At 69.7% G+C, this 17109-nt stretch carries 14 protein-coding genes; 7 read left to right on the top strand and 7 right to left on the bottom strand.

Translation table 11 applies throughout. From position 1 onward, the window contains the following. Nucleotides 1-156 precede the first annotated feature (156 nt). Complete coding sequence (locus ACFQPD_RS08515; protein ID WP_385900094.1) at nucleotides 157-1944, top strand: alpha-amylase family glycosyl hydrolase; 1788 nt, start codon at nucleotides 157-159, stop codon at nucleotides 1942-1944. A gap of 162 nt (nucleotides 1945-2106) precedes the next feature. Here the strand turns inward: ACFQPD_RS08515 and ACFQPD_RS08510 are convergent, their stop codons facing one another. From ACFQPD_RS08510 to ACFQPD_RS08500, 3 genes are all read right to left on the bottom strand, one after another. Next, on the bottom strand, nucleotides 2107-2301 hold the full coding sequence (locus ACFQPD_RS08510) for a hypothetical protein (RefSeq protein WP_068751794.1): 195 nt from the start codon (nucleotides 2299-2301) through the stop codon (nucleotides 2107-2109). Between the two features lie 3 nt (nucleotides 2302-2304). Beyond that, entirely contained in the window at nucleotides 2305-3291 is a 987-nt protein-coding gene (locus ACFQPD_RS08505; RefSeq protein ID WP_353082241.1) for an SPFH domain-containing protein, read from the bottom strand. Nucleotides 3292-3393: 102 nt separating this feature from the next. Further along, nucleotides 3394-4401, bottom strand: coding sequence for a TerC family protein (locus ACFQPD_RS08500; RefSeq protein ID WP_385900092.1), 1008 nt, complete (start codon nucleotides 4399-4401; stop codon nucleotides 3394-3396). Nucleotides 4402-4714: 313 nt separating this feature from the next. On the opposite strand from ACFQPD_RS08500, the gene glpA reads away from it, so the two are divergent. Genes glpA through ACFQPD_RS08485 form a run of 3 tightly spaced genes read left to right on the top strand, consistent with a single transcriptional unit; the run spans nucleotide 4715 to nucleotide 8795 of the window. Beyond that, entirely contained in the window at nucleotides 4715-6292 is a 1578-nt protein-coding gene (gene glpA, locus ACFQPD_RS08495; protein WP_385900090.1) for an anaerobic glycerol-3-phosphate dehydrogenase subunit GlpA, read from the top strand. After that, complete coding sequence (gene glpB / locus ACFQPD_RS08490) at nucleotides 6289-7536, top strand: glycerol-3-phosphate dehydrogenase subunit GlpB (RefSeq protein WP_385900088.1); 1248 nt, start codon at nucleotides 6289-6291, stop codon at nucleotides 7534-7536. Before glpA ends, glpB begins: the two co-directional genes overlap by 4 nt. Beyond that, nucleotides 7533-8795 (top strand): anaerobic glycerol-3-phosphate dehydrogenase subunit C, encoded by a 1263-nt coding sequence (locus ACFQPD_RS08485; RefSeq protein WP_385900087.1) that lies wholly within the window; start codon nucleotides 7533-7535, stop codon nucleotides 8793-8795. Before glpB ends, ACFQPD_RS08485 begins: the two co-directional genes overlap by 4 nt. Before the next feature lie 72 nt (nucleotides 8796-8867). Here the strand turns inward: ACFQPD_RS08485 and rhaS are convergent, their stop codons facing one another. The 4 genes from rhaS to ACFQPD_RS08465 are packed head-to-tail and all read right to left on the bottom strand — an operon-like array spanning nucleotide 8868 to nucleotide 13592. Next, nucleotides 8868-9929 carry a rhamnose ABC transporter substrate-binding protein gene (gene rhaS / locus ACFQPD_RS08480; RefSeq protein WP_385900085.1) on the bottom strand — a complete coding sequence of 354 codons (1062 nt, stop codon included), beginning with the start codon at nucleotides 9927-9929 and terminating at the stop codon, nucleotides 8868-8870. A 50-nt stretch (nucleotides 9930-9979) separates the two neighbouring features. After that, the gene (locus ACFQPD_RS08475) at nucleotides 9980-11047 is read right to left on the bottom strand and encodes an ABC transporter permease (protein WP_353082235.1); all 1068 of its coding nucleotides are present in this window, start codon (nucleotides 11045-11047) and stop codon (nucleotides 9980-9982) included. After that, nucleotides 11047-12075, bottom strand: a complete 1029-nt coding sequence (locus tag ACFQPD_RS08470; RefSeq protein WP_385900377.1) for an ABC transporter permease — start codon at nucleotides 12073-12075, stop codon at nucleotides 11047-11049. The genes ACFQPD_RS08475 and ACFQPD_RS08470 overlap by 1 nt, the downstream gene beginning before the upstream one ends. Further along, nucleotides 12075-13592, bottom strand: coding sequence for a sugar ABC transporter ATP-binding protein (locus ACFQPD_RS08465; RefSeq protein WP_385900084.1), 1518 nt, complete (start codon nucleotides 13590-13592; stop codon nucleotides 12075-12077). Before ACFQPD_RS08465 ends, ACFQPD_RS08470 begins: the two co-directional genes overlap by 1 nt. A gap of 133 nt (nucleotides 13593-13725) precedes the next feature. Between ACFQPD_RS08465 and ACFQPD_RS08460 the strand changes: the two genes are divergently transcribed. From ACFQPD_RS08460 to ACFQPD_RS08450, 3 genes are all read left to right on the top strand, one after another. Further along, entirely contained in the window at nucleotides 13726-14754 is a 1029-nt protein-coding gene (locus ACFQPD_RS08460) for a LacI family DNA-binding transcriptional regulator (protein WP_385900082.1), read from the top strand. Between the two features lie 91 nt (nucleotides 14755-14845). Further along, a complete protein-coding gene (locus ACFQPD_RS08455; protein ID WP_385900080.1) occupies nucleotides 14846-15589 on the top strand; it encodes a hypothetical protein in 744 nt (247 codons plus the stop codon). A 96-nt stretch (nucleotides 15590-15685) separates the two neighbouring features. After that, the gene (locus ACFQPD_RS08450) at nucleotides 15686-16990 is read left to right on the top strand and encodes a serine/threonine-protein kinase (RefSeq protein ID WP_385900078.1); all 1305 of its coding nucleotides are present in this window, start codon (nucleotides 15686-15688) and stop codon (nucleotides 16988-16990) included. Nucleotides 16991-17109: the final 119 nt, after the last annotated feature.

Raw genomic sequence — 17109 nt, 5'->3', positions numbered from 1 at the left:
CGCTTGCCCTTATCAGCTCGATACCCGGGCCCCCGGATCCGAAACACAGCCCCAGTCAGACCCATGTTGCGGGGCGTTGGGCAGCGCGTGCAGAGCCGTACCGGGCACACTCTGATCGTCGGGGTGAAGTCCCGGCGACGGACAAGGAGGGGGCACATGGCCGAGCACGAGACCCTGGCAGGAATGGGTGCGATCATCACCGACGGCGGGGTCGCGTTCCGCGTCTGGGCGCCGCACGCCGACAGTGTGTCCGTGATGGGCGACTTCAACGAGTGGTCCAGCGAGGCCAACCCCCTCGACGACGAAGGTCACGGCTACTGGTACGGCGTCGTCGAGGGCGCGGCGCCGGGCCATGAATACAAGTTCCACCTCACCAACGGCGACCAGGTGCTCGACCGGATCGACCCCTACGCGATGCAGGTGACCAACTCGGTCGGCAACGGCGTGATCTACGACCACGCCGCGTTCGACTGGGAGGGCGACTCCGCCCACTGTCCCCCGCACCACGAGTTGGTCATCTACGAGATGCATGTGGGCTCGTTCAACCCCGACGGCGAGGGCGTCGGCGGCTTCCACGACGTCATCGACCAGCTCGACTACCTCAAGGAGCTGGGCGTCAACGCGCTCCAGATCATGCCGGTGGCGGAGTTCGCCGGCGACCAGTCGTGGGGTTACAACCCGGCCCACATCTTCGCGGTCGAGAGCGCCTACGGCGGGCCCGACGCGTTCAAGACGCTCATCAAGACGGCCCACGCCGAGGGCTTCGCGGTCATCCTCGACGTCGTCTACAACCACTTCGGGCCGTCGGACCTGGACCTCTGGCAGTTTGACGGCTGGAGCGACAACGGCAAGGGCGGGATCTACTTCTACAACGACGACCGCTCAGCGACCCCCTGGGGCGACACGCGCCCGGACTACGGCCGCGAGGAGGTGCGCCGCTTCATCCACGACAACGCGATGATGTGGCTGCGCGAGTACCACGTCGACGGTCTGCGCCTCGACATGACGCCCTACATGCGTTCGGTCTCCGGCAGCGGGTTCGAGCTCGAGGAGGGCTTCGGCCTGATGCGCTGGATCACCGATTCGATGCGCAGTGAGTACCCGGGCCGCATCTCGATCGCGGAAGACCTGCACGGCCACGACCGCATCGTCGGCACGGAGGACTTCGGCGCTGGGTTCCACGCGCAATGGGACGCGGAGTTCGTGCACCCCGTCCGGCACGCCATCACGGCGATGACGGACGAGGAGCGCTCCCTCGCCTCGATCGCAGACGCCATCGCGCACAACTACGACGGCGACCCGTTCCGCCGGGTCGTCTACACCGAGTCGCACGACGAGGTCGCCAACGGATCCGCGCGCGTACCGCACGAGATCGACCCGGGCAATGCCGACGGATGGTTCGCGCAGAAGCGCTCCACCGTCGGCGGGGCGCTGGTGATGACGAGTCCCGGCATCCCGATGATCTTCCAGGGGCAAGAGGCCCTCGAGGGCGGATGGTTCTCCGACGACGACCCCCTGGACTGGGACCGGATCGAGCGGTTCCGCGGCATCACGAAGCTGTACGAGGACCTCATCGACCTGCGCCTGAACCGCGGCGGGGTGACGCGGGGCCTGACGGGCCGCGGGCTGAACATCTATCACGTCAACGAGGCCGACAACGTGATCGTGTTCCAGCGGTGGCTGGACCACGGGGCCGGCGATGACGTCGTCGTGGTGGTCAACCTCAGCACGGAGACCTACACCGACTACCGGGTCGGCATGCCGCACGGCGGCTTGTGGAAGCTGCGCTTCAACAGCGACGCCAGGCTCTACAGCTCGTTGTTCGGCGACTTCGACAGCTTCGATGCGACGGCCCACGACGACACCGGTGAGGACGGCATGGGAGCGCACGCGAACATCTCGATCGCGCCCTACTCGGTCCTCATCTACAGTCAGGACGCCTGACCGATCGGAGGTGTCCCCCCGCGCGCCGCGACGGTGGAATCGGGTGGGCACTGCGCCTCCGGGACGGCGGCGCAGCCACGCAGGCCGTGCTCACGCCGCCGGACGCCGTGGCAGACCTGCTCGCCGCGCACGGGGTGACGTCGGCTCGGTGAGCCCCGTCGGTCACTCCTTGGGTGGCCGGCCCCGCTGAGGGAGCGGGCCGGCGCCCTTCGGCGACCGGCCCGCCTGCTTCAGCGCGTCGCGCAGCAGCAGCTCGATCTGGGCGTTGACCGAGCGCATGTCGTCGGCGGCCCAGCGGGCCAACGCGTCGTGGACGGCAGGGTCCAGCCGCAGCAGCACCGCCTTACGCTCGGCCATGGCTCAGGTGTACAGCGAGCCGGTGTTGACCACGGGCGTGACCCGTGACTCGCTGGTCAGGACCACGAGCAGGTTCGACACCATCGCGGCCTTGCGCTCCTCGTCGAGGGTGACGACGTCGTGCTGTTCGAGGCGCTCGAGCGCGTTCTCGACCATGGACACCGCCCCCTCGACGATCTTCTCGCGGGCTGCGATGATCGCGGACGCCTGCTGGCGCTGCAGCATCGCCTGGGCGATCTCCGGGGCGTACGCGAGCGACGAGATGCGGGTCTCCACCACCTCGAGGCCGGCGATGGCGATGCGCGCCGCCACCTCGTCGGCCAGCTCCTGGGCCACAAGCTCGGTGGAGCCACGGAGGCTCTCCTCGCCGGGGCCGGCGTAGTCGTAGGGGTGGCTGGTGGCGACGTGCCGCAGCGCGGACTCGGACTGCACTGCGACGAACTCGTCGTACTGCTCGACGGCGAACACGGACTTCGCGGTGTCGGCGACCTGCCACACGACGATCGCGGCGATGTTGACGGGGTTGCCGTCGGCGTCGTTGACCTTGAGCTCATTGGTCTCGAAGTTGCGAACCTTGACCGAGACCTTCTTCTTGGTGGTGAAGGGCACGGTCATGAGCAGGCCGGCGCGGCGGATGGTGCCGATGTAGCGGCCGAAGAACTGGATGACCTTGGTGTCTCCGGGGCTGATGATGGTCAGCGACGAGAACATGACCATGGCGAGCAGGAACGCGAGCATGGACAGGAACATCCGCATGCCGCCGCCGTCGTTGTTCTCGAGTTGGATCCCCGCCAGCACGCCCTGCCAGGTGGACAGGCCGGTGATGACGAGGGCGACGAAGAACGCGAGGATGCCGTCGATGTACCAGGCCTTCTTCTCCTCGATGTCGACGCGGGCACCTTCGCGGCCCACGGGACGGCCCGAGGGGGCGCCGCCGACGGAGTCACCCTCGAGATCGGTTGTGGGATCGGGGATGTGGGGGGTGGTCATGGTGCGCGTCCTTCCGCGAGAATTCGATAGCTAAGTGATATCACTTTTCCCGGCGGCCGGCAAGGTTTCCCCGACGGCGTCGGGGAAACCACCAACCCAGCGTCACCGCCGCGACAGCACCGGTCCCGCCTCGGCGAGCTCCTCCTCCGTCGCCATGCGGAACGGCCCGGCCGCCTCGACGGCGGGCGCAGGCCCGGCCGCTCCCCGCGTCGCGCGCAGGCTCGCGACCACCGACACCGTCAGGATCGTCGCGATCACCGCCAGCGAGATCGCCGTCGGGATGTAGACCACGTCGATCTTGAGCGCCATCTTGATGCCGACCCAGATGAGAACCAGCGCCAGGCCGATCTTCAGGTACACGAACCGGTGCATGAGGTCGGCCAGCAGGAAGTACATGGCCCTCAGGCCGAGGATCGCGAACGCGTTGGCCGTGAACACGATGAACGGCTCGCTGGTGACGGCGAAGATCGCCGGGATGGAGTCGACGGCGAACACGACGTCGGTGGCCTCGATGAGCACCAGCACCGCCAGGAGCGGGGTGGCGAGCAGCACGCCGCCCCTTCGGACGAGGAAGCGCTGGCCGTAGTAGGCGTCGGTCATGGGGACGAATCGCCGGAACAGCCGCAGCACCGCCGACTGCTCGGGGTCGAGGTGCTCGTCGCGCTGCCGGATCATGCGCCAGCCGGTGTAGAGCAGGAAGGCGGCGAACACGTAGAGGATCCACGAGAAGTTCTCGATCAGCACGGCGCCGACGGCGATGAACGCCCCGCGAAGCACCAGCGCCCCGAGCACGCCGAGGAACAGCACGCGGTGCTGGAATTTCGGCGGGACCGCGAAGTAGCTGAAGATGACGGCCCAGACGAACACGTTGTCGACGGCCAACGACTTCTCGATGAGGTAGCCGGCGAAGTACTGCTGCCCGATCTCAGGGCCCTGCCACCACCACAGCAGCGCCCCGAACCCGACCCCGAGCGCGACCCACACGGCGCTCCACGCGGCAGCCTCCCGGACGCGGATGACGTGGGCGTCGCGGTGGGCGAGGAGGTCGACGGCGAGCATGACGAGGATGACGCCGAGCACCGCGGCCCACATCCAGATGGAGACGTCCATGACGAGTCCCTTTCCGAGCGAATCAGTCCGATCGGAGGTCTCTCCCGGCCCACGTGAGGACCGGCTCGCCGGGCCCGATCGCGGGCCGTAGTGACGACGAGGCGCCTGGGGGATACTCCCCTCCGTGCGTCCTAGTGAACAGCACGAACCCACGAACTGTCAACCACGAATTGCAGTTCGCATACACGCCCTGCTGTGCACAATGGGCCGCCCGCTTAGACCACCGCCTGCACAAATGCGGCCGCTTGTCCGTTGTCGCGCCGGAGACAGGGCATCGTGGTAGAACCGTGCTGAGGCCCAAGGAGGGGACACAATGAAGCGTCTCGACACCGACGTCGTGGTCATCGGGGGTGGATCGACCGGCCTGGGGGTGGTGCGCGACGCCGCCATGCGTGGGTACCGCGCCGTCCTGCTGGAGCGGGTCGACCTCGGACAGGGCACCACCGGCCGGTTCCACGGCCTGCTGCACTCCGGCGGCCGCTACGTCGTGAGCGACCCCGGGTCCGCCACCGAGTGCGCGGAGGAGAACGCGATCCTGCGCCGGATCCAGCCGGGCGCGATCGAGGACACCGGCGGCTTCTTCGTCACCCTCGCCGGCGACGACCCGGCCTACGCCGACAAGTTCTTGGAGGGCGCCCGGGCCACCGGCGTCCCCGCCACGGAGATCTCCGTCAAGGAGGCGCTGCGCCGCGAGCCGCGCCTCGACCCCCGCATCCAGCGCGCCATCGAGGTGGCCGACGGCTCGGTCGACGGCTGGCAGCTCGTCTGGGGCGCCGCCCGCTCCGCGATGGAGCACCGCGCGACGATCCTCACCTACCACCGGGTCACCAAGATCGAACGCGACGGCGACCGCGTCGCCGCCGTCCTCTGCCGCGACGAGAAGGGCGGCGAGGACGTCCGCATCGACTGCACCTTCGTCCTCAACTGCGCCGGACCCTGGGCCGGACAGATCGCCGAGATGGCCGGCGCCAGCCCCGTCGAGGTCGTGCCGGGCCGCGGGATCATGATCGCGATGAACCACCGGCTGGTGAACACGGTCATCAACCGCTGCGTCTACCCCACCGACGGCGACATCCTCGTCCCCGTCCACACCGTCTCGATCATCGGCACCACCGACGTCCACGAGACCGACCCCGACCACCTGCCCATCCCCCGCAACGAGGTCCAGCAGATGCTCGACGCCGGCGAGGCCATGATCCCCGGCTTCCGCAAGGCCCGGGCGCTGCACGCCTGGTCGGGCTCGCGCCCGCTGATCAAGGACAAGCGCGTCTCCGTCGAGGACACCCGCCACATGAGCCGCGGCATGGCCGTCATCGACCACTCGAAGCGCGACGGCCTCCTCGGCATGCTCACCATCGGCGGCGGCAAGCTCACGACCTACCGCCTGATGGCCGAGCACATCGTCGACGCCATGAACGAGCAGCTCGGTGAGGATCGCCCGTGCACGACGGCCGACGAGGTGGTCCCCGGCAGCCGCGACGGCCGCCTCTACACGGTCACGCACCGGCTCGAGGACCGCGAGGAGGACCGCCTCGACGACCCGATCATCTGCGAGTGCGAGCTCATGAACCGCTCGATGTTCGTCAAGGCCCTCCACGAGCAGCCCGACGCCACGCTCGACGACCTCCGCCGCCAGCTCCGCCTCGGCATGGGCCCCTGTCAGGGAGGCTTCTGCGCGGCTCGCGCGGCGGGCCTCGCCTGCTCGGAACAGGTCGCCGACGCCGAACGGGCCTCCGGGCTGCTGCGCCTGTTCCTCAAGCACCGCTGGATCGGCCTGTGGCCCATCCTCTACGGCCAACAGGTGCGCCAGACGGCCCTGGACCACTGGATCTTCGCCGGAACGCTCGACGTCGAGCACCTGCCCCAGCCTGAAGAGGAGATCGTGCGATGAGCGACGTCGTCGTCATCGGGGCCGGCCTCGCCGGCCTCACCGCCGCCCTGCGGCTCGCCCGCGCCGGGCGGTCCGTCACCCTGGCCACGAAGGGCCCGGGCGGGCTGCAGCTCTCCCAGGGCACCATCGACGTCCTCGGCTACACCCCTGATCGCGTGACCCGGCCGCTCGACGCGGTGGCCGCCGTCGCGCCCGGGCACCCGTACGCCTCGATCGGGGCGGACGCGGTCGGCTCGGCCGTCACCTGGCTCGCGGAGGTCCTGGGCCCCGACCTGCTGGTCGGCGACGCCTCCCGGAACTACCAGCTGCCGACGGCGGTCGGCGCCCTCCGCCCGACGGCGCTGGCCCAGCCGTCCATGATCGCCGGCGAGGCCGCGGGCGGACGCAGCTACGCCGTCGTCGGGGTCCGTCAGCTCAAGGACTTCCCAGCCGACCTCATCGCGGGCAACCTCGCCCGCACCACCGCGCCCGACGGATCGCGGCTGGCCGCGCACTCGGCGTTCATCGACCTGCCCGCCCGCCGGGGCGAGGCCGATCCGACCCCCCTCACCTACGCCCGCGCCATGGACGACGAGGCGTTCGCCGACCGGTTCGCCCGCGACGTCGCGGCAGTGGCCGGCAAGGCCGACGTCGTCGCCCTGCCCGCCGTTCTCGGGGTGCGGCGACGCGGCGTCTGGCGCCAGGTCGCCGAGGCCATCGGCCGCGACGTGTGCGAGATTCCGCTGCCCCCGCCGTCGGTGCCGGGGATCCGGCTGTACGACGCCCTGCTCGGGCTGGTCCGCGCCGCTGGGGTCCGGTTCATCCAGGGCAGCCGGATCGTCGGGTTCGAGGCCGCCGACGGCGGCACCATCGCGTCCGTCACGCTCGCCGCCGCGGGCGGTCCCCGGGCGCTGCGGGCGTCGTCGTTCGTGTTCGCCCCCGGTGGCTTCGAGAGCGGCGCCCTCGACGTCGACTCACACGGCACGATCACCGAGCCCGTCTTCGGCCTCCCGCTGACCGCGACCGATGCCGGGCCGCTCATCCCCGAGGTCTACTGGGGCCCGCATCCCCTGTTCGAGGTGGGCGTGCGCACCGACGACGCCGGCCGGCCCGCGGGGCCCGACGGCGCGGCGGTCCACCCGAACCTGTACGTCGCGGGCGGGATCATCGCCGGCGCGGAGCGCTGGCGCGAGAAGTCCGGCGACGGCATCGCCGTCGCCACGGCCGTCCGGGCCGCCGACCACATCACCGGAGGTGCACGATGAGCGAGAAGTCGCGGAACGAGCGGGCCCAGGCGCTGCGCGATCGGCTCAACACCGAACTGCAGCGCATGAGCCTGGACATGTGCGTCAAGTGCACGATCTGCGAAACCGCCTGTCCCGTGGCGGCCGTGACGCCGCTGTTCTCCGGTCCGAAGTTCGTGGGCCCCCAGGCGGAGCGGTTCCGCGACGAGGAATCCGTCGACCACTCCGTCGACTACTGCTCCAGCTGCGGCACCTGCAGCGTGGTGTGTCCGCAGGGCGTGAACGTCGCGGAGCTGAACTCGCTCGCACGCGCGGTCATGAAGGCCGAGCAGGGCGTGCCCGTGCGCGACCGGATGATCACGCAGACCGTGCTCATGGGCAAGGCCATGACGCCCGTGGCGCCGATCGCGAACGCCGTGCTGGACAACAAGCTGGCCCGCTACGCCATGGAGAAGGTCGTCGGCGTGCACCGCGACGCGCCGATGCCGACGGCACGGGGCGAGTCCCTGCACAAGTGGCTGAAGAAGCGCCCGAAGCCGACGAAGGCTCCGACGCGCGGCGCGCTGGTCTACTTCCACGGCTGCGCCGGCGGCTACTTCGAGGTGGACGCGGCCAAGAAGGCCATCGAGGTCCTGGAGCACATCGGCTACGAGGTCATCGTCCCCGACCAGGGCTGCTGCGGCTTGGCCGAGCAGAGCAACGGGCTGTTCGAACAGGCCAGCGCGTCCGTGCGCCGCCTCGTCGACCAGCTCCGCACCCCGGGCACCGACCTCACCATCATCAGCACCGCCGGCAGCTGCACGGGCATGCTCAAGCACGAGGCACACCAGATCCTCGGCATCCACGACCCCGAGCTCCTCGACGTCGGCACCCGCATCCGGGAGATCTCCGAGTTCCTCATGGAACTGCACACCGCGGGCGAGCTGCCGACCGACTTCCGGCCCGTCGAGATGCGGCTGCCGTACCACGCCCCGTGCCAGCTGAAGAGCCAGGGCATCGGGACCCCGGCGTCGGACCTGCTGCGGCTCATCCCGGGGCTCGAGGTCATCGACAGCAACGTGACCTGCTGCGGCATCGCCGGCACCTACGGGCTGAAGAAGGAGAAGTACGAGATCGCCCAGGCCGTCGGCCAGCCGCTGTTCGACATGGTGCAGGCCAACAACGACGGCCTCGCCGCCTGCGACACCGAGACCTGCCGCTGGCAGATCGAGAAGTCGAGCGGCGTCGAGACCGTGCACCCCATCGTGCTGGTCCACCGCGCGTACGGCCTGAGCAGCTGACGCGGCACTACGCACACGACAGAGGCGCCGCCCGGGAGAACCCGGGCGGCGCCTCGTGTCGATGCCGTCGACTCAGAAGTCGAAGTCGGCGATGTTCCCGGCGTTGAACACGTACGGGTCGCCGAGGAGCACGGAGGCGTCCGCGCCGACGGTGTAGGAGCCGAGCTTGCCGGCCTCGAACTCGTCGCCCTCAGCGCCGGTGATGTCGCCGTTGACCAGGGCCTGAGCGGCGTACGCGGCCAGGTAGCCGAGGTCGGCCGGGTTCCACAGGGCGAACGCCTCGACGGTGCCGTCCTCGACGTACTCGCGCATCTGGTTCGGCGTGCCGAGACCGGTCAGCATGACCTTGCCCTTGTAGTCCGACGTCGACAGGTAGCGCGCCGCGGCGGCGATCCCGACGGTCGTCGGGGACACGATGCCCTTGAGCTCCGGGTACGTCTGCAGCAGGGCCGCGGTCTTGTCGAACGACGTCTGGTCGTCGTCGTCACCGTAGGCGACCTCGACGAGCTCCACGTTCGGGTGGTTCGCCTCCAGCTCGGTCTTCATCATGTCGATCCAGGCGTTCTGGTTCGTGGCGTTGGCCGAGGCTGACAGGACGGCGATCTGGCCCTCGTCGCCGATCTGCTCGGTGATGAGGTCGACCTGGACCTTGGCGATGCCCTCCGCCGTGGCCTGGTTGATGAACAGGTCGCGGCACTCGGGGTTGGTGTCGGAGTCGAAGGTGACCACCTTCACGCCGGCCCCACGCGCCTCGTCCAGTGCATCGCAGAGGGCCTCGGGGTCGTTGGCCGACACGACGAGCGCCCCGACGCCCTGCTGGGCGGCCGTCTGGATGAACGGCACCTGGGCGGTCGGCGACGCCTCCGTGGGCCCGACCTCCTCGAACGTGCCGCCGAACTCCTCCACGGCCTCCTTGCCGCCCGCGTTCGAGGTGTCGAAGTACGGGTTGCCGAGGTTCTTCGGCAGGAACGTCACGCTGACGCCCCCGCCTTCGCCGCCGCCGTTGGTCGCGGGCGCGCTGGCCGAGCCTTCGGTGCCCGAGTCGGCGCAGCCGGACAGTGCGAGGGCCGCCGAAGCGGCGATCGCGACCAGACCGACGCCGAAGCGGCGGGTCTTGGGTCCCTTGGTGAACATTGCTGTGTCCTTTCTTTGGCCCTTCGTTGGACCGTGTCTTCCAGGGTGGATCAGGCCGGTGCGCCGGTGGAGCCCGCCTGGCCCTTCTTTCTCCCGATGGCGGCGATCCGATTGGTGCGGATCCAGGCCAGGAAGCTTGCAGACACCACCGACAGGATGAGCACCGTGCCGGTGATGACGTTGATGATGTCGCTGGTGACGCCGGCCAGGCGCAGGGCGCTGGACATCGTCCCGATGAGGAACACGCCGGCGATGACGCCGTGCAGGGCCCCGCGACCGCCGAAGATCGACACCCCGCCCAGGAGGACGGAGGCGATGATCAACAGCTCCATGCCGATGGCGTTGTCGCCACGGGCGTTGTTGTACAGCAGCGTGAAGTAGACGCCGGCGAAGCCGGAGACCGTGCCGCTCATCACGAACAGCCAGAACTTCGTCATGCGCACGTCGATGCCCGAGAACGCGGCCACCTCCTTGTTGAGGCCGATGGTGTACAGCGACCGGCCGAAGGGGGTGAAGTGCAGCAGCACCGCGAACACGATGGCCAGCACGATGAAGGGGACGATGATCAGCGGGACGGGGGTGCCGGGGATGTTGGCGCGGGCCAGGTCCGTCCAGTACTCCGGGAACTCGCTGATGGCGGTGGTGCCGAGCAGGCCCACCGCGATGCCGCGGAAGAGGGCCAGCGTGCCGATGGTCACGGCCAGCGACGGGAGCCCGACGAACGTGATGAGCGATCCGTTGATCACGCCGGCGAGCACGCCGACGAGGATGGCCACGAGACCGGCGACGGGCAGTGACCAGCCCGCCTGCACGCCGAGCCCGGTCACCACGCTCGACAGGCCGAGGATGCTGGCCACCGACAGGTCGATCTCCTCGGTGATGATGATCAGCGTCATCGGCAGCGCGATGAGCAGGATGGGCGCGATCTCCCTGATGAGGAAGGTCATCGTCAGCGGGCTGTCGAAGTTCGGCACCGTCAGCATGGCGACGATGACCACGAGGATCAGCAGGCCGATGATGGCGGCCTCCCGATTGATCAGCAGGCGGCGCCACAGCGGGTGCTGGTACGCCTTGTAGTCCCGGGTGGGCTTCTCGGTGAGGGCCGTTGCCGTGCTCATCACTTCACTTCCTCCCTCGCCGCGACGAGACGACGGTGCTGCCGGAGCGCGAGGACGCGGTCCAGGATGATGGCGCCGATGATGAGGATGCCCACGACGGCGCGCTGCCAAAAGTCCTGGATGCCGATGATCGGCAGCGCCCGGTTGATGGTGAGGAGGAGGTACGCCCCGAAGGCGGCCCCCCAGACGGTGCCGACGCCGCCCGACATCGCGACGCCGCCGATGACCGCCGCACCGATGGCCTGCAGCTCCCAGCCGTATCCAGCGTTGGAGCTGACGGTGCCGTAGCGGGCGGCGAACAGCACCCCGCCCAGACCGGCCAGCGCGCCGCAGACGATGAACGCGGCCAGGACACGGCGGGTGACGCGCAGGCCGTAGAGGTGCGCGGCGTCGGGGTCGGAGCCGATGGCGTAGAGCTCGCGGCCGCTGCGCAGGTTGCGCAGGTACCAGGCAGTGAACACCAGCACGATCACGGCGAGCAGCGTCAGCAGCGGAATGCCCAGCACGTCCTGCGTGCCGAGCCCGCGGAAGGACGCGGGCATGTCGGAGGCGTTGATCCGGTCGCTGCCGGTCCATGCCACGTTGATGCCGCGGTAGATGTACATGGTGCCGAGCGTGATGACGAGGGCGGGCACCTTGGCGAACGCCACGAGGGCACCGTTGATGAGCCCGAGCAGCGCGCCCAGCGCGATGCCGGCGAGGAACACGAGGGCCGGATGGATGCCCGGGACGTCGATGAACAGCCGGCCGGTCATGTAGGCGGTGAGCCCGACGACGGAGCCGACGGACAGGTCGACGTTGCGGGTGATGATCACCACGGCCTGGCCGAGCGCCACCACCATGAGCAGCGACGGCGTCAGCAGCAGGTCACGGAAGCCGTCGCCGGAGAAGATGAACGTGGGATTCACTGCGGTCGCCGCGATCACGACGGCCACCAGGGCGATGACGATGCCCGTCTCGCGCGCCTTGAGCACACCCCCGGCGACGCCAAGGACCGAGCGGCGCGGCGCCGCCGCCGTCGTCGTCATCACGCGACCTCCTCGGCCGTCGCGGCGAACATGACGGCCTCCGGGGTGGCCTCGGAGCGGTCGAACTCGCCCGTCAGGCGGCCGGCGCGCATGACCAGGACGCGGTCGGCCATGCCGAGCACTTCGGGTAGTTCAGACGAGATCATCAGGATTGCGAGCCCCTCCTGGGCGAGTTGGGAGATGAGGCGGTGCACCTCGGCCTTGGTGCCGACGTCGATGCCGCGGGTGGGCTCGTCGACGATGAGGACGCGGGGGTTCGTCGCCAGCCACTTGGCGAGGACGACCTTCTGCTGGTTGCCGCCCGAGAGCGTTCCGGTCTCGGCGTCGAGTGCGGCGGTCTTGACCTCGAGTCGGCTGGCCCAGACCTTGGCGCTCTCGTTCTCCACCCCGCCCCAGATGAGGCCCATCTTCGCGAGGCGGTGCCGAATGGCCAGCGTGAGGTTGCGCGACACCGTCTGCTCCAGCACCTGCCCCTGCTTGCGCCGGTCCTCGGGCACCAGCGCGATGCCCCGGGCCATGGCGGCCTTGGGGTTGCCCTTCGGCAGCGCCTTGCCGCTGACGGTGACCGAGCCGCTCTGGTACGGGTCGACACCGAAGATGGCGCGGACCACCTCGCTGCGCCCCGCCCCGACCAGCCCGGCCAGGCCGACGATCTCACCCGAGCGCACGGTGAAGGAGATGTCGTGGAAGACGCCCTTCTGGGTGAGGCCGTCGACGACGAGCACGTCCTCGCCGATGTCGGCCGGCAGCTTGGGGAACATCTCCGTGACGTCGCGGCCCACCATGAGGTGGACGAGCTCGTCGACGGAGGTGTCCGCGATGGGCAGGGTGTCGATGTACGAGCCGTCGCGCATGACCGTGACGGTGTCGCACAGCTCGAACACCTCGTCGAAGCGGTGCGAGATGAACACCAGGGCGCGTCCCTCGTCGCGGAGGCTGCGGGCGACGGCGAACAGCCGCTCCACCTCGACGCCGCTCAGCGCCGCCGTCGGCTCGTCCATGATCAGCACGCGGGCGTCGAGCGAGATGGCCTTGGCGATCTCGATGATCTGCTGGTCCGCGATGGACAGACCCTCGGTCAGTCGGTCGGGATCGATGCGGACGCCGAGCCGCTCGAAGATCTGCGTGGCCTCCTCGCGCATGGCCTTGCGGTCGATGCGGCCGAGGGTGCCGACCGGCTGGCGGCCCATGAAGATGTTCTCGGTGACCGAGAGGTCGGGAAACAGCGTGGGTTCCTGGTAGATGACGGCGATGCCGGCGGCCTTCGACTGGGCGGTGCTGTGGAAGTCCACCGGTTCGCCGTCGAGGCGGAACTCCCCGGCGTCACGACGGTAGAGGCCGGCGACGATCTTGACGAGCGTGGACTTGCCCGCGCCGTTCTCGCCGATCAGCGCGTGGATGGAGCCCTTGTCCAGACGCAGGCTTCCCGACCGGAGCGCGACGACGGCACCGAACGACTTCACGACCCGCGACAGCTCGAGCGCCGGCGTCGCCGGATCGGTAACCGTATCGGTCACTAGGGTCTCCTCTTTGAGTGGTATAGCCTTCATCCCTGGAGGCCAACTTTGAATCGATTCAACGTCGCTTCAGGGCTACAGTAAGCAGCACGGTCCGCTTGGTCAAGTCATCGAGGACAAATGATGCGGAATCGTGAGGAGGGAGGTCGGCATGGCCGGCGTGAGCATCCGGGATGTCGCGCAGCGTGCCGGCGTGTCGGTGGGCACGGTGTCCAACGTCCTCAACCGCCCGGAGGTGGTGTCGCCGGACTCCGCCCTGCGGGTGCAACAGGCCATTGACGAGCTCGGATACGTCCGCAACGAGGCTGCGCGGAAGCTCCGGCAGGGCGTCAGCGGCACCGTCGGCTTCGTCGTCATGGACGGCCAGAACCCCTTCTACAACGACGTCGTCCGGGGGGCCGGCGACGAGGCCACGCAGCACGGCATCGCCATCCTGTTCGGCGACACCGCCGAGGATCCCGCGCGCGAACGCATGTACATCGACCTCTTCGAGGAGCACCAGGTGCGGGGGCTGCTCATCGCCCCGTTCGGCGAGGTGTTCAATCGCCTGGAGAAGCTCCGCCAGCGCGGCATCCCCGCCGTGCTCGTCGGGCGCTACTCGGGCCAGAACAGGTTCAGCTCGATCTCCGTCGACAGCATCGCCGGTGGACGGATGGCGGTGGAGCACCTCATCGCCGGCGGGCGCCGTCGGATCGCATTCGTCGGCGGGCCGTTCGAGCTCCACGAGGTGACCGACCGGCTCGCCGGCGCGCGCGTAGCCGCCGAGAACGCCGTCGGGGTGGAGATCGAAGTCATCCCCACCGCCGCGATGACGGTCGCGGAGGGGGCGGCCGCGGGCAACCGCATCCTCACCCGACCGGCCCGGGAACGCCCCGACGCGGTGTTCGCCGCCAACGACCTCATCGCGTTGGGGGTGCTCCAGGCGTTGGTGGAGGACGGCCGCATGCGCGTGCCCGAGGAGATCGCCCTGGTGGGGTTCGACGACATCGCCTTCGCCGCAGCCGCCGCCGTCCCGCTGACGTCGCTGCGCCAGCCGAGCTCGACGATCGGCAGGACGGCCCTACGCATCCTGCTGGAGGAGGCGGCGGACCCGGAGCTCATCCCCCGCCAGACGGTGTTCCAGCCGGAGCTGGTGGTCCGTCGCTCGACGCAGCCCCGCTGACCCCCGCGGCCGATTCGCGGGGCATTGACAACACCTTCGCCCTGGCGCACGCTGGGGGATAGGGCTGCGTGCCCGGAAAAGAGGGACAGAGATGTCCATCAGGCAGGCCGGCCGGGCCGCCGGCCGAATCCTTCTCGCGGGAGCCACGGCGTTCGCCGCGCTCGCCGCCACCACCGCCACCGCCACCGCCTCACCCGAGGAACGCGCGGGGGTCTTCAAGCTCACCTTCGCCGGATACGCCGCCATGGCGGCGTGGACGACGTGTCCCGACCTCGCGTCGGAGGAGGTGGGCACCATGTGCACCGGCGCCGACGTCATGGCCTTCTACTCGTCGGGCGGCGAACAGGCCGGCAGCGAGTTCCACCTGCACGACCAGAAGAGCGCCGTGGTCAAGACCTTCGACTACACGTGCGTCGTGGCCGACGTCGAGTGGGATCCAGGCGTCGTCGAACGGACCTGTCTGGGGCAGTCGGAGCGCTTCGGGCGCGCCACCGACGCCGAGGTCGCGGTCGATCCTCGGCTCAGCGCCGTCGACGCCAAGGCCACCGTGCCGGTCCAGATCGTCGATGTCCTCGCCGACACCCAGACCAGCGGCAACCTCGACGTCGTGGCCTCGTTCACCGGGACGGGGCCGACGCGCCGGATCGACGAACGCGCGCACTGGGCGGACCGCTACGTCATGTGGCTCGAGGGAACCCGCGGTTGGGAGCGGGACTGCACGGCGTCGGCGGTGTTCGACGGTGTCGCGGTGCCGGGCGACCTGGTGATGTGCTCGTTGTCGCGGGTCCGGCAGGCCGAGGTGCGCGTCTACCACAACACGCCGTCGGAGGGCTGACGCTCGACCGGCGGATCTGACAGCGAACACGCCACCAGATCCGCCGATCGACGGCCCTTGCCCCGCAGGGTTGCCTCCCGAGGGAGGATGGACAGCATGGAAGCCGACGCCGTGCTGGCTCACCGCTACCGCCTCGTGCACCTGATCGCGTCCGGAGGGATGGGCCAGGTGTGGAAGGCGCACGACGCCGTGCTCGACCGCGAGGTGGCCGTCAAGGTGCTGGCAGCGGGTTCGCGCGACGAGGCCGCGCTCGAGCGGTTCCGGCGCGAGGCGGTCACCATGGCCGCGCTGCAGCATCCCAACACGGTGCTGGTGTTCGACATCGGGACCCATGAGGGGCTGACGTTCATCGTCATGGAGCTCCTCCCCGGACCGACGCTGGCCCAACTGGTGGCTTCTCAAGGCCCGCTGCCCGAATCGGAAGTGGCACGGCTCGGGGCCCAGGTGGCGGCGGGACTCGAGGCAGCGCACCGGGCGGGGATCGTGCACCGCGACATCAAGCCGGGCAACCTCATGCTCGGCGCGGCCGACGAGGTGAAGATCGTCGACTTCGGCGTAGCGCGTCTTACCCAGGAAGCGGCGCCGGCGCTGACCGCCACCAACACCGTCGTGGGCAGCGCCCTGTACGTGTCGCCGGAACAGGCGAGGGGCGAGCCCGCCGACGAGCGGAGCGACCTCTACGCCCTCGGTTGTGTCCTCACCGCGCTGGCCACCGGGCACCCGCCCTTCCAGAGCGACCAGCTCATCGGCGCTCTGCACCAGCACGTGCACAGTGAGCCTCCGCAGCTCAGGGCGCGCGGGGTCGCGGTCAGCGCGGCGCTCGAGGCGCTCGTGGCGCAGCTGCTCGCCAAGGAACCTGCGAATCGTCCTGAGTCGGCCGCCGAGGTGGAGACCAGGCTGCGGGCGATCGAGGCGGCCGCTGCGGGCGGGCCCGCCGTCGGCCCGGTCGTGGGTGAGGACACCGCCCCCATGGCCCCCACCGTGGCCATGGCGTCCGCCACAGGCACCGCCGCGGGCCCGGCGCGACGCCGTCGGGCCGGAGGTGCCTGGTGGGTCGCGGCCGGCGTCGCCGTGTCCGCGACGGTGCTGGGGGCACTCGCTCTGACGCAGCTCCCCGACGCGGACGGGGGCACGGTCTCGCCATCGCCCATCGCGTCGCCGTCGATCTCTCCTTCTCCGTCACCCACCCCGTCGACGCAGTCGCCGACTCCGACGGCGGCGCCCGCCACCACCGCAGCGCAGTCCGCCGCGCCCGACGGCGGAGGGGCAGCCAACGAGGACAAGGTCCCGCCGGGTCAGGCGCGCGAGGACGAGCCGGCCGATCGCGGCAAGGCCGACGAGAAGAAGCCTGACAAGGCCGACGACAACGCGGCCGACAAGGGCGGCAAGCCCAACAACTGATATGGGTGTGGTTCCTGTCAAGAGGGCAGGATGAGGCGCCACCGGGCTGGATGCCGGGTGGCGCCTCTCCTTGTGTTGGCCCGAAGTGGTTTTGACGAGGGGTTTCGCGTGTCTGTCGA

Origin of the sequence: Tessaracoccus sp. O5.2, assembly GCF_964266725.1 — a bacterium.
Classification (GTDB): domain Bacteria; phylum Actinomycetota; class Actinomycetes; order Propionibacteriales; family Propionibacteriaceae; genus Arachnia; species Arachnia lapidicapta.
Note: the sequence above shows the minus strand (reverse complement) of the source record. Positions and strands in the feature narration are given on the sequence as shown.

What these genes read in the sequence shown, in the direction of transcription:
- ACFQPD_RS08470 (WP_385900377.1), bottom strand. Translation starts at nt 12,075, where the DNA reads ATGACGACGACGGCGGCGGCGCCGCGCCGCTCGGTCCTTGGCGTCGCC.
- ACFQPD_RS08500 (WP_385900092.1), bottom strand. Translation starts at nt 4,401, where the DNA reads ATGGACGTCTCCATCTGGATGTGGGCCGCGGTGCTCGGCGTCATCCTC.
- glpB (WP_385900088.1), top strand. Translation starts at nt 6,289, where the DNA reads ATGAGCGACGTCGTCGTCATCGGGGCCGGCCTCGCCGGCCTCACCGCC.
- ACFQPD_RS08505 (WP_353082241.1), bottom strand. Translation starts at nt 3,291, where the DNA reads ATGACCACCCCCCACATCCCCGATCCCACAACCGATCTCGAGGGTGAC.
- rhaS (WP_385900085.1), bottom strand. Translation starts at nt 9,929, where the DNA reads ATGTTCACCAAGGGACCCAAGACCCGCCGCTTCGGCGTCGGTCTGGTC.
- ACFQPD_RS08510 (WP_068751794.1), bottom strand. Translation starts at nt 2,301, where the DNA reads ATGGCCGAGCGTAAGGCGGTGCTGCTGCGGCTGGACCCTGCCGTCCAC.
- ACFQPD_RS08515 (WP_385900094.1), top strand. Translation starts at nt 157, where the DNA reads ATGGCCGAGCACGAGACCCTGGCAGGAATGGGTGCGATCATCACCGAC.
- ACFQPD_RS08450 (WP_385900078.1), top strand. Translation starts at nt 15,686, where the DNA reads ATGGAAGCCGACGCCGTGCTGGCTCACCGCTACCGCCTCGTGCACCTG.
- ACFQPD_RS08455 (WP_385900080.1), top strand. Translation starts at nt 14,846, where the DNA reads ATGTCCATCAGGCAGGCCGGCCGGGCCGCCGGCCGAATCCTTCTCGCG.
- glpA (WP_385900090.1), top strand. Translation starts at nt 4,715, where the DNA reads ATGAAGCGTCTCGACACCGACGTCGTGGTCATCGGGGGTGGATCGACC.
- ACFQPD_RS08475 (WP_353082235.1), bottom strand. Translation starts at nt 11,047, where the DNA reads ATGAGCACGGCAACGGCCCTCACCGAGAAGCCCACCCGGGACTACAAG.
- ACFQPD_RS08485 (WP_385900087.1), top strand. Translation starts at nt 7,533, where the DNA reads ATGAGCGAGAAGTCGCGGAACGAGCGGGCCCAGGCGCTGCGCGATCGG.